At 64.7% G+C, this 23,880-nt stretch carries 25 protein-coding genes; 7 read left to right on the top strand and 18 right to left on the bottom strand.

Annotation, left to right across the window (positions count from 1 at the left end; translation table 11 throughout):
- Positions 1-61 precede the first annotated feature (61 nt).
- A complete protein-coding gene (locus IF803_RS01020; protein ID WP_229191388.1) occupies positions 62-994 on the bottom strand; it encodes an ABC transporter permease in 933 nt (310 codons plus the stop codon).
- Between the two features lie 184 nt (positions 995-1,178).
- Here IF803_RS01020 and IF803_RS01015 point away from each other — a divergent pair, with 184 nt between their 5' ends.
- On the top strand, positions 1,179-2,174 hold the full coding sequence (locus IF803_RS01015; protein WP_461190972.1) for a LysR family transcriptional regulator: 996 nt from the start codon (positions 1,179-1,181) through the stop codon (positions 2,172-2,174).
- A 442-nt stretch (positions 2,175-2,616) separates the two neighbouring features.
- Here IF803_RS01015 and IF803_RS01010 read toward each other — a convergent pair whose 3' ends face one another.
- Both IF803_RS01010 and IF803_RS01005 read right to left on the bottom strand, forming a co-directional pair.
- Positions 2,617-3,480 carry an SDR family NAD(P)-dependent oxidoreductase gene (locus tag IF803_RS01010; RefSeq protein WP_461190971.1) on the bottom strand — a complete coding sequence of 288 codons (864 nt, stop codon included), beginning with the start codon at positions 3,478-3,480 and terminating at the stop codon, positions 2,617-2,619.
- Positions 3,481-3,485: 5 nt separating this feature from the next.
- The gene (locus tag IF803_RS01005; protein ID WP_461190970.1) at positions 3,486-4,043 is read right to left on the bottom strand and encodes a carboxymuconolactone decarboxylase family protein; all 558 of its coding nucleotides are present in this window, start codon (positions 4,041-4,043) and stop codon (positions 3,486-3,488) included.
- 217 nt (positions 4,044-4,260) lie between these two features.
- Here IF803_RS01005 and ilvD point away from each other — a divergent pair, with 217 nt between their 5' ends.
- Positions 4,261-6,105 carry a dihydroxy-acid dehydratase gene (gene ilvD, locus IF803_RS01000; protein ID WP_461190969.1) on the top strand — a complete coding sequence of 615 codons (1,845 nt, stop codon included), beginning with the start codon at positions 4,261-4,263 and terminating at the stop codon, positions 6,103-6,105.
- A gap of 240 nt (positions 6,106-6,345) precedes the next feature.
- On the opposite strand, the gene IF803_RS00995 is transcribed toward ilvD, so the two are convergent.
- The 5 genes from IF803_RS00995 to IF803_RS00975 form a co-directional block, all read right to left on the bottom strand.
- Complete coding sequence (locus IF803_RS00995; protein ID WP_461190968.1) at positions 6,346-6,558, bottom strand: hypothetical protein; 213 nt, start codon at positions 6,556-6,558, stop codon at positions 6,346-6,348.
- A 652-nt stretch (positions 6,559-7,210) separates the two neighbouring features.
- Complete coding sequence (locus IF803_RS00990) at positions 7,211-8,260, bottom strand: hydroxyacid dehydrogenase (protein ID WP_157345985.1); 1,050 nt, start codon at positions 8,258-8,260, stop codon at positions 7,211-7,213.
- Positions 8,261-8,275: 15 nt separating this feature from the next.
- Positions 8,276-8,752 carry an amidohydrolase family protein gene (locus tag IF803_RS00985; protein ID WP_461190967.1) on the bottom strand — a complete coding sequence of 159 codons (477 nt, stop codon included), beginning with the start codon at positions 8,750-8,752 and terminating at the stop codon, positions 8,276-8,278.
- Positions 8,749-9,090, bottom strand: a complete 342-nt coding sequence (locus IF803_RS00980) for a hypothetical protein (RefSeq protein ID WP_461190966.1) — start codon at positions 9,088-9,090, stop codon at positions 8,749-8,751. Before IF803_RS00980 ends, IF803_RS00985 begins: the two co-directional genes overlap by 4 nt.
- Before the next feature lie 3 nt (positions 9,091-9,093).
- The gene (locus tag IF803_RS00975; RefSeq protein ID WP_461190965.1) at positions 9,094-10,059 is read right to left on the bottom strand and encodes a Bug family tripartite tricarboxylate transporter substrate binding protein; all 966 of its coding nucleotides are present in this window, start codon (positions 10,057-10,059) and stop codon (positions 9,094-9,096) included.
- A gap of 187 nt (positions 10,060-10,246) precedes the next feature.
- Here IF803_RS00975 and IF803_RS00970 point away from each other — a divergent pair, with 187 nt between their 5' ends.
- A complete protein-coding gene (locus IF803_RS00970) occupies positions 10,247-10,822 on the top strand; it encodes a thiamine pyrophosphate-binding protein (RefSeq protein WP_026192548.1) in 576 nt (191 codons plus the stop codon).
- Between the two features lie 8 nt (positions 10,823-10,830).
- Positions 10,831-11,433: a thiamine pyrophosphate-dependent enzyme gene (locus tag IF803_RS00965; RefSeq protein ID WP_304499498.1), complete on the top strand. Its 603-nt coding sequence runs from the start codon at positions 10,831-10,833 to the stop codon at positions 11,431-11,433.
- A gap of 132 nt (positions 11,434-11,565) precedes the next feature.
- Here the strand turns inward: IF803_RS00965 and IF803_RS00960 are convergent, their stop codons facing one another.
- The 4 genes from IF803_RS00960 to IF803_RS00945 all read right to left on the bottom strand — a co-directional run bounded on the left by IF803_RS00960 (position 11,566) and on the right by IF803_RS00945 (position 14,891).
- Complete coding sequence (locus IF803_RS00960; protein WP_461190964.1) at positions 11,566-12,627, bottom strand: ketopantoate reductase family protein; 1,062 nt, start codon at positions 12,625-12,627, stop codon at positions 11,566-11,568.
- 322 nt (positions 12,628-12,949) lie between these two features.
- Positions 12,950-13,339, bottom strand: coding sequence for a DUF1236 domain-containing protein (locus IF803_RS00955; RefSeq protein WP_461190963.1), 390 nt, complete (start codon positions 13,337-13,339; stop codon positions 12,950-12,952).
- A 215-nt stretch (positions 13,340-13,554) separates the two neighbouring features.
- Positions 13,555-14,334 (bottom strand): NYN domain-containing protein, encoded by a 780-nt coding sequence (locus IF803_RS00950; protein ID WP_016842370.1) that lies wholly within the window; start codon positions 14,332-14,334, stop codon positions 13,555-13,557.
- 149 nt (positions 14,335-14,483) lie between these two features.
- Positions 14,484-14,891: a hypothetical protein gene (locus tag IF803_RS00945; RefSeq protein WP_016842371.1), complete on the bottom strand. Its 408-nt coding sequence runs from the start codon at positions 14,889-14,891 to the stop codon at positions 14,484-14,486.
- Positions 14,892-15,254: 363 nt separating this feature from the next.
- On the opposite strand from IF803_RS00945, the gene IF803_RS00940 reads away from it, so the two are divergent.
- Together IF803_RS00940 and IF803_RS00935 are read left to right on the top strand one after the other, a co-directional pair.
- The gene (locus IF803_RS00940) at positions 15,255-16,664 is read left to right on the top strand and encodes an MFS transporter (RefSeq protein ID WP_028345225.1); all 1,410 of its coding nucleotides are present in this window, start codon (positions 15,255-15,257) and stop codon (positions 16,662-16,664) included.
- Between the two features lie 105 nt (positions 16,665-16,769).
- Positions 16,770-17,528 carry a GntR family transcriptional regulator gene (locus IF803_RS00935; protein ID WP_461190962.1) on the top strand — a complete coding sequence of 253 codons (759 nt, stop codon included), beginning with the start codon at positions 16,770-16,772 and terminating at the stop codon, positions 17,526-17,528.
- Between the two features lie 6 nt (positions 17,529-17,534).
- On the opposite strand, the gene IF803_RS00930 is transcribed toward IF803_RS00935, so the two are convergent.
- The 6 genes from IF803_RS00930 to IF803_RS00905 form a co-directional block, all read right to left on the bottom strand.
- Entirely contained in the window at positions 17,535-18,644 is a 1,110-nt protein-coding gene (locus IF803_RS00930; protein WP_461190961.1) for a Zn-dependent alcohol dehydrogenase, read from the bottom strand.
- Positions 18,645-18,679: 35 nt separating this feature from the next.
- Positions 18,680-18,988: a DUF6166 domain-containing protein gene (locus IF803_RS00925; RefSeq protein WP_461190960.1), complete on the bottom strand. Its 309-nt coding sequence runs from the start codon at positions 18,986-18,988 to the stop codon at positions 18,680-18,682.
- A gap of 28 nt (positions 18,989-19,016) precedes the next feature.
- The gene (locus IF803_RS00920; RefSeq protein ID WP_024579640.1) at positions 19,017-19,214 is read right to left on the bottom strand and encodes a hypothetical protein; all 198 of its coding nucleotides are present in this window, start codon (positions 19,212-19,214) and stop codon (positions 19,017-19,019) included.
- 112 nt (positions 19,215-19,326) lie between these two features.
- Positions 19,327-19,704 carry a hypothetical protein gene (locus IF803_RS00915; RefSeq protein WP_461190959.1) on the bottom strand — a complete coding sequence of 126 codons (378 nt, stop codon included), beginning with the start codon at positions 19,702-19,704 and terminating at the stop codon, positions 19,327-19,329.
- Entirely contained in the window at positions 19,691-20,488 is a 798-nt protein-coding gene (locus tag IF803_RS00910) for a sterol desaturase family protein (protein WP_028345230.1), read from the bottom strand. Before IF803_RS00910 ends, IF803_RS00915 begins: the two co-directional genes overlap by 14 nt.
- 274 nt (positions 20,489-20,762) lie before the next feature.
- On the bottom strand, positions 20,763-22,892 hold the full coding sequence (locus IF803_RS00905; RefSeq protein ID WP_028345231.1) for an acetate--CoA ligase family protein: 2,130 nt from the start codon (positions 22,890-22,892) through the stop codon (positions 20,763-20,765).
- A 217-nt stretch (positions 22,893-23,109) separates the two neighbouring features.
- Between IF803_RS00905 and IF803_RS00900 the strand changes: the two genes are divergently transcribed.
- Positions 23,110-23,805 (top strand): GntR family transcriptional regulator, encoded by a 696-nt coding sequence (locus tag IF803_RS00900; RefSeq protein WP_050387017.1) that lies wholly within the window; start codon positions 23,110-23,112, stop codon positions 23,803-23,805.
- The last annotated feature ends 75 nt before the right edge of the window (positions 23,806-23,880 follow it).

Raw genomic sequence — 23,880 nt, 5'->3', positions numbered from 1 at the left:
CCACAAAGCATTTTCTTTTGATTGATTCATTTGGCGCGGCGGCCGGCTCGGTCGCCCTGTTTCAGTCGCCTTGCCGCGCGGTCTCCTCGTCGCGGGGGTGCAGCCAGTTGTCGAGCACGATGGCGGCCAGCAGCACCACGCCCTTGATGATGTTCTGCACCTCGCTGTTGACGTCCATGATGGTGAAGGCGTTGAGCAGCGTGCCGATCAGGATGCAGCCGACCACGACGCTGAACACGCTGCCGCGGCCGCCGATCAGGCTGATGCCGCCGATCACAACGACGAGCACGACATCGAAGATCATGGTGCCCTGGGTGATCGCCATCTGCATGCTGCCCGTGGTGCCGACCCAGACCAGGCCCGCAATCCAGGCGAGCAGTGCAACCAGCACGTGCTCGAGCACGATCAGCGGCCGCAGCGCGACGCCGGTCAGCCGCGCGGCCTCCGGATTGTCGCCCTGCGAATAGATGAAGCGGCCGATCGAGGTGCGCGACAGGAACAAATGCATCGCGATTGCACAGGCCGCGAACACCAGGATCGGAACCGGGATGCCGAACAGCCGTCCGGCGCCGAGATACATCAGGCCCGGCGCATCTTTCGGCGCATAGACCACCCAGGCCGGCGCGATCCAGAAGGCGAGGCCATAGATCACGAAGCCGGCAGCCAGCGTCACGAACAGCGCCGGCGCCTCGACGAAAGCGACCATCACGCCGTTGACGACGCCGATCAGCACCGCGACCGCCAGCGCCAGCAGCACTGCCGTGAAAACAGGCATGCCGTTCTGCATGTAGATCAGCGCGATCGCCCAGGAACCCGCCATGATCGCGACCTCGGAGAGGTCGATGCCGCGGCTGATCACGATCAGCCCCATGCCGAGGCCGAGCACGCCGAGGATGGAAATACTCCGCAACAGATTCAGGAGATTGGAGACGGTGGCAAAGCCGTTCAGCGTCAGGCCGAACACGATCAGGAGCGCGATGGTGATCAGGAGCACGATCTGCTCCTGGCTCGGCTTTGCAAACATTGCGCCCAGGCGAGATGATGCCGCAGGGACAGCAACGCCGCGCGATGGCGATTGCACGCTCATCGTTTCCTCCAGGTATTATTTTGCTTGAGACTTTAAGAGTGCCGATTAGTATTCGTCAAATGCATTCGGCGGATACGGATTGATCATTTCCATGCATGTACGCGACGTCGATCTGAACCTGTTCGTCGTGTTCGACGCGATCTATTCCGAGGGCGGCGTCAGCCGCGCCTGCTTTCGCCTCAACCTGACCCAGCCCGCGGTAAGCCATGCGCTGAGCCGGCTGCGTGCGATGTTCAACGATCCGCTGTTCGTGCGGCGCAACCACGTGATGACGCCGACCCCGCTGGCCCGCCAGATCATCACCACGGTGCGCCAGGCGCTCAACGGCCTCGAGACGACGCTGACCCACACCCATCGGTTCGATCCGGCGAAGACGCCGAAGCGGTTCGTGATCGGGCTGCGCAACAATCTGGAGGCGCCGATGCTGAGCGCGCTGGTCAATAGGATCAGCACGGTGGCGCCGCTGGTCGAGATCGCCACCGTGCGCAGCGAGCGCAACAATCTCGAGCGCGAGCTGGCCGCCGGCACCCTCGACGTCGCGATCGATACGCTGTTGCCGCTCTCGGCGGAGGTGCGGCGCGAGCAGATCCTGACCGAGCATATCGCGGTGTTCGCGCGGCGCGGCCATCCCGAGCTCGGCACCCGGCTCGACAAGAAGGCTTATTTGCGCATGGAGCATGTCTGCGTGACGTCGCGGCGCAGCGGCCTGTCGTTCGAGGATTTTCAGCTCCAGCGCCTCGGCCTGACCCGCACTGTTCGCCTGACCTGTCAGAATTTCGCAACCGCCTGCCACGTCGTGAGCCGCAGCAACATGCTGCTGACCGCGTCGGAGAGCGCCGCCTCCGTGCTGGAAGACCCCGGGCTGCTGCAGTGCTTCCCCTGCCCGTTCCCGATCAGCCCGCACGTCAATTATCTCTACTGGCACGCCACCGCCGAGGACGACACCACCAATCAATGGCTGCGCGAGCAGCTGCGCGCGGCCGCGGCGCTGCTGGCCGGCAGCCAGTTCGGCAAGAAGAATCGGCGCGCGGCCAAAGCGCGCCCCAAGGTCGGCATCCCGCTTCCGACCAGCCTCGCCGCGGAATAGCGGCGCGCTATCGAGCCGCAAAGGCGGTGGGCTCCCTCTCCCGCTTGCGGGGGAGGGCTGGGGTGGGGGCTCTCTCCGCGAGTCATATCGTGGAGAGAGCCCCCACCCGCCGCGCTACGGACGACGCTTCGCGTCGCTCTTCGCGCGTCGGCCTCCCCCGCAAGCGCAGGGCAATCGCATATGACCCTTCGGCGGCTGTGGAAGTAACTCGGCCTCGTGGTTCGAGACGCGCCGCAAGCGGCGCTCCTCACCATGAGGGTCTACTATTGCGCCGCAAACAATATCCTCATCCTGAGGAGCCCGCCGAGGGCGGGCGTCTCGAAGGATGGCCGCGAGGACGCTGCCCGACAGATTTCTTTCCATATGCGATTGCCCTGCCCGCAAGCGGGAGAGGCAAAGCGAATCTGCGGACACACCGATGGAACCAAGCTTCAGCACACCGCTAAAGCCCGCTCAGCCCACTATCCACCGCGAGCGTCTGCGCAGTGACATAGACGCTTTCATCCGACATGAAGAACAGCACGGCATAGGCGATCTCCCAGGCCGTCGCCTGACGGCCGAACGGGATATGCCCCTTGCCGCGCGACGGCCGGCCCGCGCCGGCTTCGCGGCCGTTCGGGGTGTCGACCAGCCCGGGATAGACCAGGTTGGCGCGGATGCCGCGCCGCGCGCCCGCATGTGCGATGTTGCGCATCAGGCCGCCGAGCGCGGCCTTGGAGGAATCATAGACCGCCATCTGCGATCCCGCCTTCAGCGCCGCGATCGAGGAGATGAAGACGATCGAGCCGCCATCTTCGAATTTCGGCACCGCCGCGCGGCAGCACAGCATCGGGCCGCGGACATTGACGTCGTAGATCCTGTTCCACTCCTCCGCGCTGACATTGTCGAGCCCGGTCTTGCCGAAGGTGCCGATGTTCAGCACCATGCCGTCGAGCCCGCCCATCGTGCGATGCGCTTCATCAACCATCTTGATGACGTCGGCTTCCTTGGTGACATCGGCGGCGATCGCGAAAGCGCGGCCGCCGTCAGCTGCAATACGCGCAACCGTGTCCACGGCCGAGGTGCGGTTGAGATCGGCGACCGCGACATGCGCGCCCTCGCGCGCGAACAGCAGGCTCATGGCGCGGCCGTTGCCGATCGGATCGGTCGCGGCATCGAACACCCGCTGGCCGCCGCCGACCACCAGGATGCGGCGGCCGTTGAGGCGTCCCCTGCCGGGCGCGGTGCCGGACGATTCCGCGCTCAGCGGACGAACATAGCGCTCCGGTTTAGAGTCTTGCGAGGTCGCTTGCGAAATCTCCGACATCCGATTCAACCCCGCTTCTTGCCACCCTCATAGACCGCCATGCCGGCGGCCGGATCGAGATCGGTCTCGGTTGCCTCCGTCAGCCGCGCCATCATCATGTAGAAGCCGAGCGCGACGATCGCCTCGACGATCTCCTGATCGCTGAAATGCTCGCGCATGCCGGCGAAGGCGGTATCGCCGACGCGCACCTTCTCGACCACCTCGCGGCCGAAGCCGAGCAGCGCGCGTTCCGCCGCGTTCAGCGCCGTATCGTCGTAGTTGCCGCGCTCGACGGCATCGATCTGCGCCTGGGTGACGCCGACGCCGAGCGCAATCGGCACGTGCTGCCGCCATTCATAGGCGCCGCCCTCGAGCTGCGCGGCCTGCAGGATCAGGAGCTCGCGGTTGACCGCCGACAGCTTCTGCTTGTGCAGGATCGAATTGCCGAGCCGCATCAGCGGAATCGCATTGGCCTCGGCATGGGCCATCATGCGGAAGATGTTGAGCCTGACCGGCATGCGGTCGAACGCGGCGCGGATGTCGCCGCCCGTCGTGTCCGGATCAATCAGGGGCAGCCTTGCCACGCGTCTCTCCCTTTTTGCGCTTGTTCGTTGTTCTTGCCGTCGATGCGCCCAGCTAATGCACCGGGCCGGCCGAGATCAAGCCGGCCGCTCGACATTGCCCGAATTGCGGGGTTCAGCCATGCGGTTCCGCGCTTGAATCCGCATCCACGGGCAGGCATAAGGAGCGCCAACTCCCCTAAAAAATGCCCTTAGCCCAAGGATTTGAGAAGGATTTACGATGCCCGCCTATCGCTCCCGCACCACCACCCACGGCCGCAACATGGCGGGTGCACGCGGCCTCTGGCGCGCCACCGGCATGAAGAACGAGGATTTCGGCAAGCCGATCATCGCGGTGGTCAATTCCTTCACCCAGTTCGTGCCCGGGCATGTTCATCTGCAGAATCTCGGCCAGCTCGTGGCTCGCGAGATCGAGAAGGCGGGCGGTGTCGCCAAGGAGTTCAACACCATTGCGGTCGATGACGGCATCGCGATGGGTCATGACGGCATGCTGTACAGCCTGCCCTCGCGCGAGCTGATCGCCGACAGTGTCGAATACATGGTCAACGCGCATTGCGCCGACGCGATGGTCTGCATCTCCAACTGCGACAAGATCACGCCCGGCATGCTGATGGCGACGCTGCGGCTCAACATCCCGACCGTGTTCGTCTCGGGCGGACCGATGGAGTCTGGCAAGATCCTGCTCAAGGGCAAGAAGCGCGCGGTCGACCTGATCGACGCGATGGTCGCGGCCGCCGACTCCAACGTGTCGGACGAAGAGGTCGAGGTGATCGAGCGCTCGGCCTGCCCGACCTGCGGCTCCTGCTCCGGCATGTTCACCGCGAACTCGATGAACTGCCTGACCGAGGCGCTCGGCCTCGCGCTGCCCGGCAACGGCTCGGTGCTGGCGACCCACGCCGACCGCAAGAGCCTGTTCGTCGAGGCCGGCCATCTGATCGTCGACCTCGCCCGCCGCTACTACGAGCAGGACGACGCCAAGGTGCTGCCGCGCAATATCGCGAACTTCAAGTCGTTCGAGAACGCGATGACGCTCGACATCGCGATGGGCGGTTCGACCAACACCGTGCTGCATCTGCTCGCCGCCGCACGCGAGGGCGAAGTGCCGTTCACGATGACCGACATCGACCGCCTGTCGCGCAAGGTGCCGGTGCTCTGCAAGGTCGCGCCCTCGGTGCAGGACGTCCACATGGAGGACGTGCATCACGCCGGCGGCATCATGGCGATCCTCGGCGAGCTCGACCGCGCCAAGCTGCTCACGACCGACGGGCCGACCGTGCACGCCGCGACACTGGACGATGCGCTGAACCGCTGGGACGTGGTGCGGACCACGAGCGACAAGGTGCGCAACTTCTACCGCGCCGCACCGGGCGGCGTGCCGACCCAGGAGGCCTTCAGCCAGGACCGCCGCTTTGACGAGGTCGATCTCGATCGCGAAAAGGGCGTCATCCGCGACGCCGAGCATGCCTATTCCAAGGACGGCGGCCTCGCCGTGCTGTTCGGCAACCTCGCCGAGGACGGCTGCATCGTGAAGACCGCCGGCGTCGACCAGAGCATTTTGAAGTTCTCCGGCCCCGCCCGGATCTTCGAGAGCCAGGACGCATCGGTCGACGCCATCCTCACCAACAAGGTGAAGGCCGGCGATGTCGTGCTGATCCGCTATGAGGGTCCGCGCGGCGGCCCCGGCATGCAGGAGATGCTGTACCCGACCAGCTACCTGAAGTCGAAAGGTCTCGGAAAGGCCTGCGCGCTGATCACCGACGGCCGCTTCTCCGGCGGATCGTCGGGCCTGTCGATCGGCCACGTCTCGCCGGAAGCCGCCGAAGGCGGCCTGATCGGCCTCGTCGAGGAAGGCGACGTCATCGAGTTCGACATCCCGAACCGCAAGGTCAACCTCAAGGTCGACGATGTCGAGCTGAAGCGCCGTCGCGCAGCGATGGAAGCCAAGGGCAACGCGGCATGGAAGCCGGCAGCGCCGCGCAAGCGCGCCGTCTCGACCGCGCTGAAGGCCTATGCGGCATTCGCCAGCAGCGCGGCCAAGGGTGCGGTTCGCATCCTGCCGGAGTGATCGGGGCGAGCTGAACTCGGCCGTCCACTTCGCAAGAGCGAGTTAGCTTCTCTTGTGTCATTGCGAGCGCAGCGAAGCAATCCATCTGTCCGCACATGCGGAACCATGGATTGCTTCGTCGCTTCAGCGCAAAATTGCTCTGCAATTTTGTCGCGAGCTCCTCGCAATGACGGCACCATTGGGTCGCGCCCCAAACTCCCACAGGGGGAGGTCGGATGGCGTCATCGCGGTCCATCTGGTTCAGGCGTGCAAGTCGGCCGCCTCGATCCGGATGCGGTCGGCATGCAGTGACCAGTCGCATAGCGATTGTTCCTGGCAAAACTTGACCTTGGCGATCTCGGTGGCCTGGCCCTCGCTCGAGGCGTCGATCTCAAGCGCGCCCTGGCAAACCTCGCGCTCGCGGCCATTGCCGCCGAGCACGTCCTTCATGAAATGAACGACGAAGCGTGACATGGAACCCTCCCTGCTGCACCGGCAGAGCCCGGGGGTACCACGCTAGCACTAACACGAAAGGGTAGTGAGTTAATTCGGCTGATACGTGTGCGACTGTTCGCAGCGGGGAAAATTACGCGCCGGCCTGCGGCAGGCTGGCGGCAGCGATCGCGACGATCTGCGCAAGACGGCGGCCGATCTTGGCGGGCGCGTTGCGAAGCAATGACTGGACCTGTCGCATGAACTTCTTCCTTCCGTGCCCGGAATGGTCGGGCACCCAGGGAAAATGGCGATTTCGGGCTAAGCCGTCGATATCTCAGGGAAAATAACAACGGGCGTGTTGTGAGGCGGCCGTTTGGCAGTGGGTTTATTGCTCCGATCGAGACTACGACGAAGGAGATTTTCTCCGGTGTTTTGGCGCGCGCAACAACGCTCGCACGGCTGGCCGCTTGCGTGAGGGACGCACCCCCGGAACAGTTCCCTCCGCCTTGCGGTATATCTCCCGCAAGGCCGGCGCCTGCACGATTTCTGAATATTGGAAATGTATCCCTGAGTTGCCCGACGCGTCAAGTTGCCTGCGCGAACGCCGGCAGCCGCCAGCTCCTTTGCATGGGGTTGTTTTCGATATTTTTGGGCGCGCGCAGCCGCGGCCCCCGCAGGGGCAGGGCTGACCCTACCCCGGCATGAACCCGAACGCCTTCTCGAACCGTCTTGCGTAGACCGGCCACACCTCGGGATTGATGATGCGCGGCGGCCGCTTGCCGTCGAGGGCGTCGAGGATCTGCTCGGCGGCAATCCGGCCCATGTTGATGCGCGCCTCGCGGGTGACGCCGGCGGTGTGCGGACTCGCCAGCACATTGTCGAACTGCAAGAGCGGATGATCCGGCGGCGGCGGCTCCTTGTCCCAGACGTCGAGCCCGGCCCCGGCGATGCGTTTGTCACGCAGCGCTTCCTCCAGCGCCTTCTCGTCGTGAATGAAGCCGCGCGCCGTGGTGACGAAATAGGCGTGCGGCTGCATCAGCGCGAACTGGCGCGCGCCGATCATGCCGCGGCTGTTCTTGTCCAGCGGACACGAGATCGAAACAAAGTCCGCGCGGCGCAGGAGATCGTCGAGCTCGACCTTCTCCCCGCCCCGCTTCGCCATCTCATCCGCCGTGAGATAGGGATCGTAGGCGATCACCTTCATGTGCAGGAGGCCCTTGCACAGTTCGGCGATGCGGCGGCCGACATTGCCGAGACCGACGATGCCGACGGTCTTCTCCTTCAGCTCATTGCCAATCAGATCGTTGCGGTTGACGTTGGCCTCACGCCGCAGCCTGCGGTCGGACTGGATGATCCGCTTCGACAGCGTCAGCATCATGCCGAGCGCGTGTTCGGCGACCGAATTGGCGTTGCCGCCGGACTGGTTGACGACAAGCACGCCCGCCGCGGTGCAGGCATCGACATCGACGGGATCGAAGCCGGCACCATTCGACGACACGATCAGAAGATTAGGCGCACGCTTCAACAGCTCGGCATGGGCATGGAAATGCGGCGCCAGCTCATCGCGCGCCGCGCCGATCTGATAGGCATGCGCGTCGGCGAGAACCGGCGCGAATGTCGCCTCCGGCGTCTCGTTCTCCAAACGATCGAGCCGGACGTCCGGCCGCTTCTTCAGGATATCGACGTAGATCTCGTGGGCGAGGTATTTGACGTAGAACACGCGCTTGTTGTTGACGGTCATGTCTTCGAGCAGCTTTCAGTTTGGGAAGCCATAGAGTCGTGCGGGATTGTCGACGAGGATGCGGTGCCGTGTCGCCGAATCCGGCGTCCATTCGTGAAACAGGTCGAGCAGATGGCCGGCATCGGGCATTTCACCATCGACCCGCGGATGCGGCCAGTCGCCGCCCCACACCAGCCGTTCAGGATTGGCTGCGACCAGCGCCTCGTGGAACGGCCGCGCATCGGGATAATCAGGAGCCCGCTGACTCAGGCGATGCGCACCTGACAGTTTGGCCCAGCACCAGCCTTCGTCCACCGCACGCAGCAAGCTCTGAAAGCCCGCGGTGTTGATGCCGGCGGCAGCATCGGTGCGGCCCATGTGATCGACCACGACCGGCAACCCGAGCGCCTTCAGCGTCGGGATCGTGTCGGGCAGATCCTTCACGTCGATCCAGAGCTGCAGATGCCAGCCGAGCTCGGCCATCACGCCCGCGTGCGTTTCGGCAACATTCAAGGGAATGCCGCCGCGATAGTGCAGCTGCCCGCCGCGGAAGAAATGGTTGAAGCGCAGGCCGCGGACTGTCTCTTATACACATAGTTCGTCGGCAGCGTCAGATGTGTATAAGAGACAGGCACCAGCACGCCGCGGGCGAAACCGAGCGCATCGAGCATGCCGAGATAGGTCGCGAGCGGCGCGTCGGGCGGCGTGTAGCTGCGATCGCCGGCATAGGGAAAGCGGTCAGCCGGGCCGAACACATGCGCATGCGTATCGCAGGCCTTCGGCGGCAGCTTGTGCTTTGGCGGCGTCACCGCACGCGGCGGCAGGCAGGCGGGAATTTCCGACGCAGCCATGTTCTATTCTGCCTTCATGCCGGCGGCCTTGATGATCGGCCCCCATTTGTCGTAGTCGGCCTTGATCTTGGCGGCGAACTTGTCCGGCGGTGAGCCGATCGGGATCGCACCGAGCTTGCCGAGCCGCTCCTTCACGGCATCGGTGTTCACCGCCGCGACGAAATCATGCGAGATCTTGGCGACGAGGTCGGCCGGCATGTTGCCGGGTCCGAGCAAGCCCCACCACACCTCAGTGTCGTAGCCCGGCACGGTTTCCGACATGCTGGGCACGTCAGGCAGGAACGGCGCACGCGAGCCGGTCGTCACCGCCAGCGCGCGAACCGTGCCGGCCTGCAACTGCCCGACCGATTCCGGCCCGTTGTTGAACGACATCGGAATTTGCCCGCCGAGCAGATCGTTGATCGCGGGCGCACCGCCCTTGTAGGGGATCGCGCTGATCTCGATCTTGGCGAGATTGTTGAGCAGCTCGCCGGCCAGATGGGTCGAGGTGCCGTTGCCGGCATGGGCGAAGGACAGGCTGCCGGGCTTTGCCTTCGCCGCGGCGATGACGTCGCCGACCGATTTGAACGGCGAATCCGCGCGCACCAGCAGCACGTTCGGCGACGACGCCAAGAGCGAGATCGGCGAAAAATCCCTGAACGTGTCGTAGGGCAGCTTGGGATAAAGGAACGGATTGGTGGCGTGGCCGCTCGCCACCATGATCAGATTGTAACCGTCGGGCGCGGAGGTCGCGATCGCCTGCGAGGCGATCACCCCGCCGGCGCCGGGCCGATTCTCGACCACGATCGATTGCGTCCAGGTCTTCGACACTGCTTCGGCGAGCGTCCGCGTCAGCACATCGACGCCGCCGCCGGGCGGATATGGAACGAGAATGTGAACGGCCTTGGCCGGGAACGGCTGCGCGGACGCAAGGCCGGCCACAATCATGGCCGCTGCCGCAATGGCGGTCCGCCAGACCCATCCGGCCATCGACGCCTCCCGTCCCTTGATCGCTACCGTCCCTTTTTCGTTACGCCTGTATCGCACGTTGGTTCGGCGCTGCGATGGCCGAATTCCGCAGATCGCGTTGCGGCCGCGACATGTTGACAATCGCAGGCACCGCGTCAAGTTTCGTGCGGCAAGCGGCCACCAGCGTCGCGCGAGCAGGGAGAACAGGATGGCGGCCGCGGAACAAGCCTCGTCCAAAGATAAAGCCAAGGACAAGTCCCAGGATGCGGCGACGACCTGGCACGGCATCGTGCTGCAGACGCTGAAGCGGAACGAGATCAAGCTCGTGCCCTATGTGCCCGACCGGGTGCTGACCACGCTGATCAAGGACCTGCACGCCGATCCTTATTTCACGACGTTTCCGACCGCGCGCGAGGAAGAAGCGGTGGGCATCGTCTCCGGTGCCTGGATGGCGGGAACGCGCGGCGCGGTGCTGATGCAAACTTCGGGCTTTGCCACGCTCGCCAACGTGCTGGCCTCGCTCGCGGTGCCCTACCAGATCCCGCTGATCATGTTCGTCTCCGAGCGTGGCACGCTCGGCGAGTTCAATTACGGCCAGGCGCTGGTCTGCCGCACCATGCGCCCGGTGCTGGATTCGCTGGCGATGGAGCATCACACCATCACGCGGCTCGACGAGCTCGAATTCATCGCCGACCGCTCGATCAAGCAGGCCGTCACCACCCAGGCGCCGGTGGCGCTGATCCTCTCGCCGCTGCTGACCGGCGGCAAGACCTTCGACAAGTGAGATCAGCCATGACCAGCACCCATGCGCGCAACACCAAGGTGATGAACCGCTTCGATCTCACCCAGCGCCTCGTCGCCGGGCTCAAGGACGAAGCCGTGATCGGCGGCATCGGCAACACCAATTTCGACCTCTGGGCCGCCGGCCATCGCCCGCAGAATTTTTACATGCTGGGCAGCATGGGCCTTGCGTTTCCGATCGCGCTCGGCGTCGCGCTGGCGCAGCCGAACCGGCGCGTGTTCGCACTCGAAGGCGACGGCTCGCTGCTGATGCAGCTCGGCTGCCTCTCGACCATCGCGACGCTGGCGCCGAAGAATCTCACCATGGTGGTGATGGACAACGGCATCTACCAGATCACGGGCGCCCAGCCGACGCCGGCCGCTGGCCATACCGATATCGTCCAGGTCGCAATCGCCAGCGGGATCGCGAACAGCTCCTGGGCCGCCGACGAGGACGATTTCGAGCGGCTGATCGAGCAGTCGAAACAGGCCTCCGCCCCGACCCTGATCGGCGTCCGCATCGACGACAAGCCCGGCACCGGTACGACCAGGCGAGATCCCGTGCAGATCCGCGAGCGGTTCATGAGCGGGATGGGGGTGAGGCAGTTGCTGTAGGCAATCGGCCCACAATCTCCACGTCATTGCGAGCGAAGCGAAGCAATCCATCCAGCCGCACACGTTGATGCATGGATTGCTTCGTCGCTTCGCTCCTCGCAATGACGGCGAGAGGCGACGAGAGCCTCTAGTTCAATTCATCCTCAACTCCGTGATGTGCAGCGGATCCGGCTTCAGTTCGCCGCGCTCGACGCGCTTGACGATGTCGGTCAACGCGGCATTCGCCGCGCAGGTGATGCCGAGCTTCTCGCCTTCGCGGACCACGAGGCCGTTGAGGAATTCGATCTCGGTGCGGCGGCCCTTCTGCATGTCCTGGCCCATCGAGGGACGCTGCGCGGACGAGGTGCGCTTGGCATCCTTGAAGCGCTGCTCGTCACAGGCGCGCGTTGCGGCCTCGTCGCCCTCGCCGGCCCGCGCGATGGTCTCGGGCGGCAGATGCAGGATCTCCTCCAGCTGATAGCCCTGCGCCTGGCCGACGCGGATCGCCTCGCTGCCGAGCCGGGTCGAGAAGCGGCGCAGCGGCTCGCTTTGCAGCACCTCGCCGCCCGCCAGACCAGTGCAGGCCGAGAGCCCGTTGCCCATCACGTTGGCGACGAGCTTGGACCAGCGCTCGCCCCAGAGATTGGAGGTCACCTTGGCGCTGTCGGAATAGCCGACCAGCCTGCACACTTCTTCGGCCCGCGCGGTGATCCGGCCATGCACCTCGCCGGCGCGAAACACGGTGTGATCAGCGCCGCCCTTGCCGGCGCCGCGGTGGATATGGCCCGGCTCCGGCAGATTGACGGTGATGCTGCTCGCGATGCAGCCGAGCGTCTTGCCCCAGCCGACGATGCCGGCGATGGTTTCCTCGTTCATGCAGTTCTGCAGCGACACCACGTAGCCATCCGCCGCCAGATATTGCCGGATCAGCATGGTGGCCCAGGCGGTGTCGTAGGACTTCATGCAGACGAAGGCGATGTCGACCGGTTTCTCTTTCGCCAATTGCTGCGCGTCGGTGACATCGAGCGCGCGCACCGGCACCGAGAATTCCGCGACGTCCATCGCGTGCGTGACGCGCAGGCCGTGCTTGCGCATGTGCTCGACATGCGCTGGCCAGGGATCGATGAAGGTAACGTCCTCCCCTGCCTGCACCATGTGCGCACCGGCGTAGCCGCCGACAGCGCCCGCACCGACGATCGCGATCTTCCGAGCCATGCTTCCATCCCCTGCTTTTGACCAAGGCCGACGCTTGCTGCGTCCGTCCGTTACAACCCAGTCTAGGGGATCGGGCCGTCAGGCCAACCGGCCGCTTCATGAAAAAACGGGCCTGTGCCATGCCGGTATTCATGGGACCCACGAAAATCCCCGCGGGCGATGGGCCCGCGAGGATGATATTTCTCCACTTCCGTCATTGCGAGCGAAGCGAAGCAATCCACGCTTCAGCATATGCGGCGCGATGGATTGCTTCGTCGCTTCAGCGCAAAATTGCTTCGCAATTTTGTCGCGAGCTCCTCGCAATGACGGGAAATCGATGCGATCAGTCGATGATCTTGACGATCCGGCGGGTGCGCGGCTCGACGATCACGCGGCGATCGTTGACGACGGCGTAGCGATACTCGGTGTAGCGCGGCACCGGACGCAGCACGACCGTGCCGGGCAGCGGCTCGCCGACCACGACGCGTTCACGCACTACCACGGACGGCTCGCCGCGCGGGATCGAGGTGATCACCGCATTCGGAATCTCGAGGCCGGCGCCGACCGCGGCACCCACCGTGCCGCCGACGATCTCGCCGACCGGCCCCGCGATTTCGCCGCCGGCCCGCGCGCCGTTCGCGGCGCCCGCCGCAGTCGTGGACTGCGCGAAGGCCGAACCGGACGCGAGCAGCGACGCTGCAGCGACAAGGGACACAGCAAAGCGCTCGTTCATGATTGTCCTCCTCCGAATTGATCGATGCCCCCTCAACATCGCAAGCAACGAGAACGTTCCAGTTCCAATGCTGCAACCCGCGCAACTCCAGTTCCGCGCGCAATTCGCTTGATTCCAGCACGAATGAAAATGCTGGCCCGGACAATGTCCGAAGCAGCATTCATCCTGGGTTCAGATTCAGGGATCGTTCAGAACAGGAGCGCGCTGCGCGCCGTTCATTCCGGCGGTTTTTGATCGGCTCGCCGTCTTGGAGCTCGTCGTCTTGGCGGCGGCGCAGCTGATGGCTTGATGCGGATTCGCATCGTCCCGCCCTTCGACTCGATCTCGAAAGCGTTGGTCCTGCGCACCAGCTCGCCGAGGGTGCGGAAGCCGTAGGTCCTCTGATCGAAATCCGATGCGAAATTGGCAAGCTGCCGTCCGACCTCGCCAAGCGTGACCCAGCCGTCCTCGCTTGCCATCTGGCTGATGACCTTCTTGATGATGGGCGTGGCGGCCTCGGGCGGCTGCAACGGCTGGGCCCGCACGGCGGCATCCTGATTGCTCGGCGCGCCGCCGCGCAGATTCTCGGTGTAGACGAACCGGCGGCAGGCCTGCCGAAAACTCTCCGGCGTCTTCTGCTCGCCGAACCCGAACACGTCGATGCCGTGCTCGCGGATGCGGGCGGCTAGCCGGGTGAAATCGCTGTCGGACGACACCAGGCAGAAGCCGTCGAACCGGCCGCTGTGCAGCAGGTCCATGGCGTCAATGACCAGCGTGATATCGGATGCATTCTTCCCGGTCGTATAGGCGAATTGCTGCTGGGGAATAATGGCGTGCTTCGACAGAATGTCGGCCCAGCCCTTGGACCTCGGATTGGAGAAGTCGCCGTAGATGCGGCGCACGCTGGCCTCGCCGATCTTGGCGATCTCCTCGAACAGCCCATCGGCGATCTTTGCAGATGCGTTGTCGGCGTCGATCAGGACGGCCAGACGCGGCGAACGGAGTTCGGAAGGCATGGCATTTCTCGGCTGGGACGGGATGAATGGACAATTCCGCAGACAGCTGCGGAACCGGCGCAGCTGCCGTATCGGAGCACATCGCGCGTCCCAAGCATAGGCAGCATCGCCGAGACGTCGCGGCGATGGCAAGCCTTGAGGCGGCGAGGTCAGATCACCTCGCCCAGGTCGATCGCCCGCCTCGCGAACTCGATGGCCTTCTCGGCGGTGATCGCGTCCGCTGTGGTCGTCGCCTCGTCGCGCACGGACGGCGGCGAAGCGATCCGGATCTTCTTGCCGTTCGAACGGCGGATGGTCGCGCGCCAGCGATCGACATCGCGCCGGTAGGCGTCGATCACAAAATCCCGATAGGTGACGCCGCTCATCAGCGGCTGAATCGATGCCGCTTCGACAGTGGGCGGCCGGCTTGCGATGTCGCGCACCATCTCGACAATCGTCTCGACGGCATGCTCACGCGTGACGCCGGTCGCGTCCCTGAGCAGATAGCTCACCGCCGCGCCGATCTGCGCCCTCGCGCGATCGTCGCTCGCAAAATCCAAATCGGCCTGAACTGACATATGGGGAAAACGCCTCCGCCCGACGCAACATCGGATACCTCCAGGCATCCGGTACCTTGCAACCACGTGACGTTTAGTCGGCTCCCCATTAAAGCCGGATTATCGGTTAGCCCCCGAATTCTCGGATGCCGTTAACCGGCTCTTGATGCCGCTTCGCAGGATGCCCGAAGCGGCAAGGATGGTCGACCGGATCACGGGAGGACCGCGCTACGCGCCGATTTGTTTGCGGCCACATCCGGCGCCGCAGCTCGGGCCGCGCCGTCAATTCATGCGTGATCGCCAATTGACATATCACTGCTATTCGTGTGACATTTTATGAAAAGGCCGAAAAGAGCCCGTCAGCATCCACTTGGGGAGGCAGCAATGACCATTTCCGACGTCACCGCAGCAGCCGGAAGCCGGGCTCCGGCCGTTGCGCGAACCGCGCAGGCGCAGCAGGTCGCCGACATCGCGGCACGCCTCGAACGCCTGCCGCTGACCTCCTATCAGCGCTGGATCTTCGGAATCATCGCGACCGCGTGGTTTTTCGACAGCATGGACCTGGCCGCGCTGACCTTTGTGCTTGGCTCGATCCGCCAGACCTTCGGCCTGTCGACGGCGGAAGCCGGGCTGCTGTCCAGCATGAGCTTCCTCGGCATGTTCGTGGGCGCCGCGTCCGCCGGCCTGCTCGCCGACCGTTTCGGCCGCGCCCGCGTCTTCCAGGTCAGCATGATCTTCTGGGGCTTGGGCAGCCTGTGCTGCGGTCTCTCGACGACGGCGACCGCGCTCGGCGCGTCCCGCCTGCTGCTCGGCTTCGGCATGGGCATGGAGTTTCCGGTCGCGCAGTCGATGGTCTCGGAGATCATGCCGGCGCGCAACCGCGGCCGCTACATCGCGTTCCTCGAAGGATTCTGGCCGCTCGGCTTCATCGCGTCGGGCCTGCTGACCTACTTCGTGCTGCAGGTCGCCGACTGGCGCTGGGTCTTCATCCTGCAGGCGATCCCGGCCGTCTTCGTGCTGGTGGTGCGCCGCTTCGTTCCGGAATCGCCGCGCTGGCTCGCCTCGCACGGCTATTCGGAGCGGGCCGAGGCCACGGTGCGCGACATCGAATCCAGGGTCCGCGATCGTCTCGGCGGCAAGGACCTGCCGCCGGTGGTGCGCCAGGCCGCCGCCCCCACGTCCGAAGTGACCGGCCTGAGAACGCTGTTTTCTGGCATCTACGCCAAGCGGACCACGATGTTGTGGACCCTGTGGTTCTTCGCGCTGCTCGGCTTCTACGGCCTGACCACGTGGCTCGGCGCGCTGCTGCAGGCCAAGGGCTTCCCGATCACCAAATCGGTGTTCTACACCATCCTGATCTCGCTCGCGGGTATCCCCGGCTTCCTGGTCTCGGCCTGGCTCGTCGAATCCTGGGGCCGAAAGGCGACGCTGGTGATGAACCTGCTCTGCGGCGCGATCGCCTGCCATTTCTACGGCTCGGCGGCGGACCAGACCCAGCTCATCATTGCCGGCCTCTGCATGCAGTTCTTCCTGTTCGGCATGTGGTCGGCGCTTTACGCCTATACGCCCGAACTGTACCCGACCCATGTCCGCGCCACCGGAACGGGCTTTGCTTCCGCGGTCGGCCGAATCGGTTCGCTGATCGGCCCCTATGTGATCGGCGTGATTCTGCCGGCCGCCGGACAAGGCGGCGTGTTTGCGCTCGGCGCCGGCGCGTTCGTGGTGGCGGCGCTCGCGGTGCTGTTGCTCGGCGAGGAAACCCGCGGCCGGACGCTGGAAAGCATTTCGCACTGATGGGCGCGCTGCGCGCCGTCCGATTCGGCTTAGGCCGATCGACCGGCCTTGTCAGTGCCATCGGGCGTGTGAGATATCTGCTGTAGAGCAGCACTCGCGATCCAGATGGCACATTCGAACAAACGATCCAGCACGGTGCGCGCGCGCGCAGCAGGGAGCCGCCGGCCGGCACGGCAATCGTCCGCCGCCGGCGACAAGCCGCGCGGTTCCGCGCCGGCCCCTCTCCCGCAAAGCGACGTCACGCTCACCGATCGCGCCTATGCCGAGCTGGAAGAGCTGATCGTGACGCTGCAACTGCCGCCGGGCACCGCGCTCTCCGAGCTCGTACTCGCCAAGCGGCTCGACATCGGCCGAACCCCGATCCGCGAAGCCTTGCAGCGCCTGTCGCGCGACGGCCTCGTCAATATCCTGGCCCGCCGCGGCGTGCTGGTGTCCGAGATCGACCTCAGGGCCCAGCTGCGCCTGCTCGAAGTCCGGCGCGAGCTGGAACGGCTGATGGCGCGCGGCGCCGCCGAGCGCGCCACCAGCGAGCAGCGCACGCAGTTCTCCGAGATCGCCGCCGGCATGCGGCGCGCGGCGGAGAAATCCGACGATCTGCTGTTCATGCGGCTGGATCACCAGTTCAACACACTGATCTCCACGGCGTCGCGCAACGAGTTCGCCTCCCGCGCGATGGGCCTGATGCATGGCCTGTCGCGCCGGTTCTGGTACCAGCATTACAAGGAAGCGGCCGATCTGCCGCTCGCGGCGCGGCTGCATGCCGACGTCGCCGAAGCCATCGCCGAGCGCCGCGTCGACGCCGCGGGCGCGGCCTCCGACAGCCTGATCGACTACATCGAGAGTTTTGCGCGTTCGACGCTGTAGCAGCTCTCAGAGCTCAACCACTGTGCGGATCGACCGCCCGCGCCGCAGCGCCTCGAAGCCGTCATTGATGCCGTCGAGACTGCAGCGGCCGGTGATCAGTTCGTCGAGCTTGAGCCGGCCGTCGAGATAGGCCTGCGCCAGCAAGGGAAAGTCGCGCCGTGGCCGCGCGCCGCCATAGCTCGAGCGGCGAAATCGCTTCTCGCCCATCAACGCGCCCCAGCGAAAACTCACGTCCTGCGTGACGTCGATCTTGCCGAGCCAGATCACCTCACCGCCCGGCCGCACCGCCTCGGCGGTCTGCCGAAACGCGTTGGGATGGCCCGCCGCTTCGAGGATGACGTCGGCGCCCCGGCCGCGCGTCGCCTGTTTTGCGAACTGGACCGGGTCCTCGCGTGCCGCGTTGACGACGTGCGTGGCGCCGAGCTGCCGCGCCAGCGCCAGCTTTGCATCATCGAGGTCGACCGCGATAACAGCACCGGCGCCGGCAAGCCGGGCGCCCTGCACCGCCGCCAGCCCGACCGCGCCGCAGCCGGTGACCATCACGGTATCGCCGTGGCTGATGGCGGCGACGTTCAGCGCGGCGCCGACGCCGGTCATGACGCCGCAGCCGATCAGGCACGCGCGGTCGAAGGGGATTTCGTTCGGCACGACGATCGCCTGCTGCGCCGGCAGCACGACATATTCCGAGAACCCGCCGAGGAACATCAGGTGCGCCAGGTTGCGGCCGTCCGCGAGCTGCGCCTTCGACGCGCCGTCGAAATGCACGCCTTCGGCGCCCCGCGCGAGATAGCTCTCGCACAGGATCGGCTGCGCGCGGTCGCAGTGGAAGCAGTGCCCGCAATGCGGATTCCAGGACAGGATGACGCGATCGCCGACGCTGATGTCGCGGACCGCACTGCCGATTTCCTCGACCACGCCGGCGGCCTCGTGCCCGAGGATCATCGGCAAGGGATAGCGCAGCGATCCGTCGATGACTTCGAGATCGGTGTGGCAGAGCCCCGCGGCGCGCACCTTCACCACGACATCGGTCGGCATCGGCTGAGCAAGCGATACGCGCTCGACGGAGAGCGGCGTTCCGCTTTGATGCAGCACCGCCGCGCGACAGGTCAGGGTCATCTCAAGAATTCTCTGCCGGAAACATCAGCGAGGGCTCAGGCCGTCTGTCCGGAGCGCAGCGCCGCAACCGCCTCGTCGAGATCGACCGAGGAGAGCTCCCATTCATTGTCGAAATTGGCGACGACGCGCCGCATGAAGCTCTCGTGCAACGCTTTCGCGGCAGCGGCATCGTGCAGATGATCATAGAGCAGCGCGAAGGCCAGTTGTGCCGGCTCGGGCCCCTCGTAGCTCCATTCAAAACCGTGTTCGGTGAGACGAAGCTGGTCGTAATGCGGTGACAGCGGCTTGCCGTCGACCAGCACGGAAATGCCGTCGATGGTGCGGTCCCCGGCATAGCTCGCCATCGGAGTCTCCCTGTGCTGCAGCATCATGTCACGATCCCGGCGGTCGCATCTTGAGGTCCTTCTTGACGACCTCGGGGAAGATCCACATCGCGACGGTGGCGAATACGCCAAGGAAGGCGACCGCGTAGCTCGGTCCCTGCTGTCCCAGATAGACCATGAAAAAGTATCCGCAGGCTGCCGTGGCGAGGCACGCCAGCGACAGCATGAGCTTGATGTGGCTTGGCATCGAGACCTCCTTTAAAGCGCGATGAAATTAGGTTGAATCGTCATCGCGCTTTGACTCTTTGTTTGAGCATGTTCTTGTCGGAAAACCGCTTCGCACTTTTCCGGATCATGCTTTAGGTCATCCACATGTACAACGACGGCGCCGCCACGCGGACCAGCAGCGCGAGCGCGGCGATCATGGCGCAACAGGACAGCCGCAATCCCGCGCGTCCGTCGCGCCACCATTCCGGCAGCGCCTGAAACAGCCCGGGCAAAAACAGGAACAGCACGCCGCCGACGACAACGATTGTGGTCCAGCGCAATTCGGCCAGCGCGAATGCCAGCGTGCCGGCGAGCAACATCGCCCACACGATGGTCGTCATCGTCACCGGCAGAACCGCGCGCCCGCGCAGCGGGTACATGCCGGCCAGCTGCAGGAAGCCGATGCAGCACACGCTCCACAGCAGACCGAACCAGGCGAGGCCTGCGAGATTGGGTTCAAGCTGCGGCATGCGGCACCGATTGCTCCTTCGCCACGACCCGCGGCGTTCGCGCTGTCCGGCGCATGTCGGTCTTCACGTAGCGCGTGCTGTAGCCGTTGAAGATGTGGCCAAGCAGGCCGCGATTGAGGTCGGAGGTGCCGAACACATAGTCCATCACCGGGAAGGTCAGGTTCATGTTCCGCTCCATCATGATCGACTGGTTGTGATGGGCGGTATGATGCCGGCGGATGGTGTTGACGAAGGGCATGTTGCGCACGAAGGCATTTTCCTCGACGTGGCAGCAGAAGTGCATGAACTCGTAGATCAGGTACATCGAGGTCGTCGTGGTGATCAGCAGCCAGCCGGTGTTGGCCGAGATCACAAGGCCCGCGACGATCGCCGGCAGGATCGACATCAGGGTAAACACCACCAGCGCATAGGGCGGAAAGAAAGTGACGCGCCAGTCGTGATGATCTGCAAAGCGCATCTCCTCCTCGGTGAAGAACTGATGGTGCATCAGCGTGTGGCGGCTATAGACCGCGCGCAGCAAGGGCACATTCGAGGGCCGGTGCATGACGAAGCGATGCACCGCCCATTCGAAGAAGTTTGCGATCAGGAAGACCACGGGAATGGTGAGGTATTCCCACCACCGCACGTCGTGCACATTGGCGAGATAGACGTACAGCGCCGTGAAGCCGATCGTGTAGATCAGCACGACATGCAGCCAGCCATTGTACCAGCCCACCACGCGCTCGCGGTAGGTCGCGCGATATTTGCGCTGGCGGTCGGTCATCCCTGTTGCAGCCAACTCCATCGAGGGTCCCTCCATCGCGCGTCAACTGACATATCAGTAGCACATCAGTTACGGAAGGCAAGCCGCCTTCGGCGGTCGCGGGTGGTTCCGGAAAAAGAAGATGGTGCGCGGAACCCGCGGGAGGATCAGGAAAGCCTGGCTTGGTTTCGCGCGATCGGGCTGATCGCGCCCTTCCCGCTCATCTCGGCGGCACGTTGCAGATGGGGGCAGCCCAAAGAAAAGGCCGCCCCGGACGGTGTCCGAGGCGGCCTGTGGTATTCGACAGATCAGTAGATCAGAGCAGGCCGGCGCCGCGGGCCCACTTGTACTTGGCGCCGAGCACCTCGACCGGGAGTTCGGTCGAATAGGCGTAGGCCGGGATGCCGTTCTGGTAGAGATACTCGGCGGCTTCCTCGACTTCGACGTCGCCGGCGAGCGAGGCGACGATCGGCTTGACGAAGCCCTTGGCCTCCATCTCCTTCTTCACCTCGACCATGTTGCGCGCGAACACCATCGGCGGCGTCACGATGGTGTGCCAGTAGCCGAGGATCAGCGCGTGGATGCGCTCGTCCGACAGGCCGAGCTTCACGGTGTTGACGTAGGTGATCGGCGGCTCGCCACCGGTGATATCCACAGGATTTCCGGCCGCGCCGAACGGCGGGATGAACTTGCGGAACGCCGCATCGAGATCCGGCGGCATCTGCATCAGCGACAGGCCGTTGTCGACCACGGAGTCGGAGAGCAGCACGCCGGAGCCGCCGGCGCCGGTGATGATCAGGACGTTCTCGCCCTTCGGCGTCGGCAGCACCGGCACGCCGCGGGCGAATTCGAGCAGCTGCCGCAGGCTGCGGGCGCGGATCACGCCCGACTGCTTGAACACGTCCTCGTAGATCTTGTCGTTGCCGGCGAGCGCGCCGGTGTGCGACGAGGCCGCCTTCGCACCGGCCGAGGTGCGGCCGGCCTTCAGCACGACCACCGGCTTCTTCTTGGAGACCCGCTTGGCGGCCTCCGCGAAGGCGCGGCCGTCCTTCAAGTCCTCGCAGTGCTGCGCGATCAGATTGGTGTTGGGATCCTGCTCGAAGAAGGCGAGCAGATCGTCCTCGTCGATGTCGGACTTGTTGCCAAGGCCGACGATCGCCGACACGCCCATCTTGGCGGAGCGCGAGAAGCCGATGATCGCCATGCCGATGCCGCCCGACTGCGACGACAGCGCGGCGTGGCCCTTGACGTCATAGGCGGTGCAGAACGTGGCGCAGAGATTGGCCGGCGTGTAATAGAAGCCGTAGATGTTCGGCCCCATCAGGCGGATATTGTACTTCTTGCCGACCTCGACGATCTCGGCCTGCAATTCCGGCGCGCCGGCCTCGGCAAAGCCCGAGGGAATCAGCACCGCGCCGGGGATTTTCTTCTCGCCGCATTCGGCGAGCGCGCCGGCGACGAACTTTGCCGGGATCGCGAACACTGCCGTGTCGATCACGCCGGGCACGTCCTTGACGCTCTTGTAGGCCTTGTAGCCGAGGATTTCGTCGGCCTTGGGGTGGATCGGATAGATCTCGCCCTTGTAGCCGCCGTTGATGAGGTTCTTCATCACGGAGTTGCCGATCTTGCCGTCCTCGGCGGAGGCGCCGATCACCGCCACGCCCTTCGGCTGCATGATGCGGTTCATCGCGGCGACGATCTCTTCGGTCGGACGCGGCGCCGGGCGCGGCTTGTAGTTGAAGTCGACGACGATGCGGACGTCGGCGGCGATCGCATTCTTGCTGGTGGCGAACACCGGATTGAGGTCGAGCTCGACGATCTCGGGAAAATCGCTGACCAGCTGCGACACCTTGACGATGACGTCGGCGAGCGCCTCGCGGTTGACCGGATCGCCGCCGCGCACGCCCTTCAGCATCTCATGCGCCTGGATGCCGTCGAGCATCGACAGCGCATCGTCCTTGGTCGCGGGCGCGAGGCGGAAAGTGATATCCTTGAGGATCTCGACCAGCACGCCGCCGAGGCCGAAGGCGACCAGCTTGCCGAACGAGCCGTCGGTGATCGAACCGACGATCACCTCGGTGCCGCCGCCCAGCATCTGCTGGACCTGGATGCCCTCGATCTTGGCGTCGGCCTTGTACTTCCTGGCGTTGGCGAGAATGGTCTCGTAGCTCTTCTCGGCCTCGGCGGCGCTCTTGACGCCGACCACCACGCCGCCGGCCTCGGTCTTGTGGAGGATGTCGGGCGAGACGATCTTCATCACGACCGGGAAGCCCATGTCGGAGGCGATGCGGGCAGCCTCGGCCGCCGACTTGGCGACGCCCTCTTTCGGCACCGGAATGCCGTAGGCGTCGCACACCACCTTGCCTTCGGGCGCGGTGAGGCTCGTGCGCTTGTCGGCCCTGACCGCATCGAGAATTTTGCGGACCGCATCCTTCGAATTTGACATTGGCTTCCTCCTGGGACAGATTTCGTGGCATTTGGTATGCCAAAAACGCAATTGTCAAGGTCGGTCGAGGTCTAAAAAGATCGAAAAATATAGGCAGCTTGACATTCTGGTATTTGGCATGCCAAAAATCTAAGGTAATTTCTTCTGCTAAGAAGACGTCTCCAAGAGGAGGAGACGAGTCGTGCCAGAACCGAAACAGACCAAGGCGTCGCCCACCATGGCTGACACAGATATCGCCATCGTCCGGATCGCGCCGGAGACGAGCTTCAAGAACAAGGCCTATGAAGCCTTGAAGGAAGCGATCCTGAAGATGGACATCTACGCGACGCCGGAGCCCGTGATGCTCGACGAGCGCGCACTGTCCGAGCGCCTCGGCGTCAGCCGCACGCCGATCCGCGAAGCGATCGCGATGCTCGAGCAGGACGGATTCGTGAAGACCGTGCCGCGCCGCGGCATCGTCGTGGTCCGGCGTACCAAGGCGGAGATCGTCGACATGATCCGCGCCTGGGCGGCGCTGGAGAGCATGGCGGCGCGCCTGATCACGACCACCGCGCGCAAGAAGGACATCTCGGCGCTGCGCGACTTCTTCAAGGACTTCAGCGACGATCGCCTGCCGCAGGATCACGTCGAGGAATATTCCAAGGCCAACATCGCCTTCCACCAGGCGCTGATCTCGCTGTCGGAATCGCCCGTTCTGGTCGACCTCACCAACGACCTGCTGCTGCATGTGCGCGGCTATCGTCAGCTCACGATCGGCCGCAAGGACCGCACCGCGACCTCGCTGCCCGAGCATCTCGGGATCATCGAGGCGCTGGAAGCGCGCGACACCGAGCTTGCCGAGAAGCGCGCGCGCGACCACACGCTTGGGCTTGCCGCCTATGTCGAGGCGCACGGCCAAGAATTATTCACGTAGAGAACCGTTCACTTAAGTTTGAGAGTCCACACCCGCTTCAGACGACAATCAGATCGTCCGAACAAAGAACGACCA

This window comes from Bradyrhizobium sp. UFLA06-06, assembly GCF_054820065.1.
This window is presented reverse-complemented; position numbering and strand designations above follow the sequence as displayed.

What these genes read in the sequence shown, in the direction of transcription:
- IF803_RS00980 (WP_461190966.1), bottom strand. Translation starts at nt 9,090, where the DNA reads ATGGCTGCGTCGGAAATTCCCGCCTGCCTGCCGCCGCGTGCGGTGACG.
- IF803_RS00990 (WP_157345985.1), bottom strand. Translation starts at nt 8,260, where the DNA reads ATGACCGTCAACAACAAGCGCGTGTTCTACGTCAAATACCTCGCCCAC.
- IF803_RS00915 (WP_461190959.1), bottom strand. Translation starts at nt 19,704, where the DNA reads ATGCCGCAGCTTGAACCCAATCTCGCAGGCCTCGCCTGGTTCGGTCTG.
- IF803_RS00995 (WP_461190968.1), bottom strand. Translation starts at nt 6,558, where the DNA reads ATGTCACGCTTCGTCGTTCATTTCATGAAGGACGTGCTCGGCGGCAAT.
- IF803_RS00940 (WP_028345225.1), top strand. Translation starts at nt 15,255, where the DNA reads ATGACCATTTCCGACGTCACCGCAGCAGCCGGAAGCCGGGCTCCGGCC.
- IF803_RS00960 (WP_461190964.1), bottom strand. Translation starts at nt 12,627, where the DNA reads ATGGCTCGGAAGATCGCGATCGTCGGTGCGGGCGCTGTCGGCGGCTAC.
- IF803_RS00925 (WP_461190960.1), bottom strand. Translation starts at nt 18,988, where the DNA reads ATGGCGAGCTATGCCGGGGACCGCACCATCGACGGCATTTCCGTGCTG.
- IF803_RS00965 (WP_304499498.1), top strand. Translation starts at nt 10,831, where the DNA reads ATGACCAGCACCCATGCGCGCAACACCAAGGTGATGAACCGCTTCGAT.
- ilvD (WP_461190969.1), top strand. Translation starts at nt 4,261, where the DNA reads ATGCCCGCCTATCGCTCCCGCACCACCACCCACGGCCGCAACATGGCG.
- IF803_RS00920 (WP_024579640.1), bottom strand. Translation starts at nt 19,214, where the DNA reads ATGCCAAGCCACATCAAGCTCATGCTGTCGCTGGCGTGCCTCGCCACG.
- IF803_RS01015 (WP_461190972.1), top strand. Translation starts at nt 1,179, where the DNA reads ATGCATGTACGCGACGTCGATCTGAACCTGTTCGTCGTGTTCGACGCG.
- IF803_RS00910 (WP_028345230.1), bottom strand. Translation starts at nt 20,488, where the DNA reads ATGGAGTTGGCTGCAACAGGGATGACCGACCGCCAGCGCAAATATCGC.
- IF803_RS00900 (WP_050387017.1), top strand. Translation starts at nt 23,110, where the DNA reads ATGGCTGACACAGATATCGCCATCGTCCGGATCGCGCCGGAGACGAGC.
- IF803_RS00955 (WP_461190963.1), bottom strand. Translation starts at nt 13,339, where the DNA reads ATGAACGAGCGCTTTGCTGTGTCCCTTGTCGCTGCAGCGTCGCTGCTC.
- IF803_RS00975 (WP_461190965.1), bottom strand. Translation starts at nt 10,059, where the DNA reads ATGGCCGGATGGGTCTGGCGGACCGCCATTGCGGCAGCGGCCATGATT.
- IF803_RS00950 (WP_016842370.1), bottom strand. Translation starts at nt 14,334, where the DNA reads ATGCCTTCCGAACTCCGTTCGCCGCGTCTGGCCGTCCTGATCGACGCC.
- IF803_RS00930 (WP_461190961.1), bottom strand. Translation starts at nt 18,644, where the DNA reads ATGACCCTGACCTGTCGCGCGGCGGTGCTGCATCAAAGCGGAACGCCG.
- IF803_RS00935 (WP_461190962.1), top strand. Translation starts at nt 16,770, where the DNA reads ATGGCACATTCGAACAAACGATCCAGCACGGTGCGCGCGCGCGCAGCA.
- IF803_RS00970 (WP_026192548.1), top strand. Translation starts at nt 10,247, where the DNA reads ATGGCGGCCGCGGAACAAGCCTCGTCCAAAGATAAAGCCAAGGACAAG.
- IF803_RS00905 (WP_028345231.1), bottom strand. Translation starts at nt 22,892, where the DNA reads ATGTCAAATTCGAAGGATGCGGTCCGCAAAATTCTCGATGCGGTCAGG.
- IF803_RS01010 (WP_461190971.1), bottom strand. Translation starts at nt 3,480, where the DNA reads ATGTCGGAGATTTCGCAAGCGACCTCGCAAGACTCTAAACCGGAGCGC.
- IF803_RS00945 (WP_016842371.1), bottom strand. Translation starts at nt 14,891, where the DNA reads ATGTCAGTTCAGGCCGATTTGGATTTTGCGAGCGACGATCGCGCGAGG.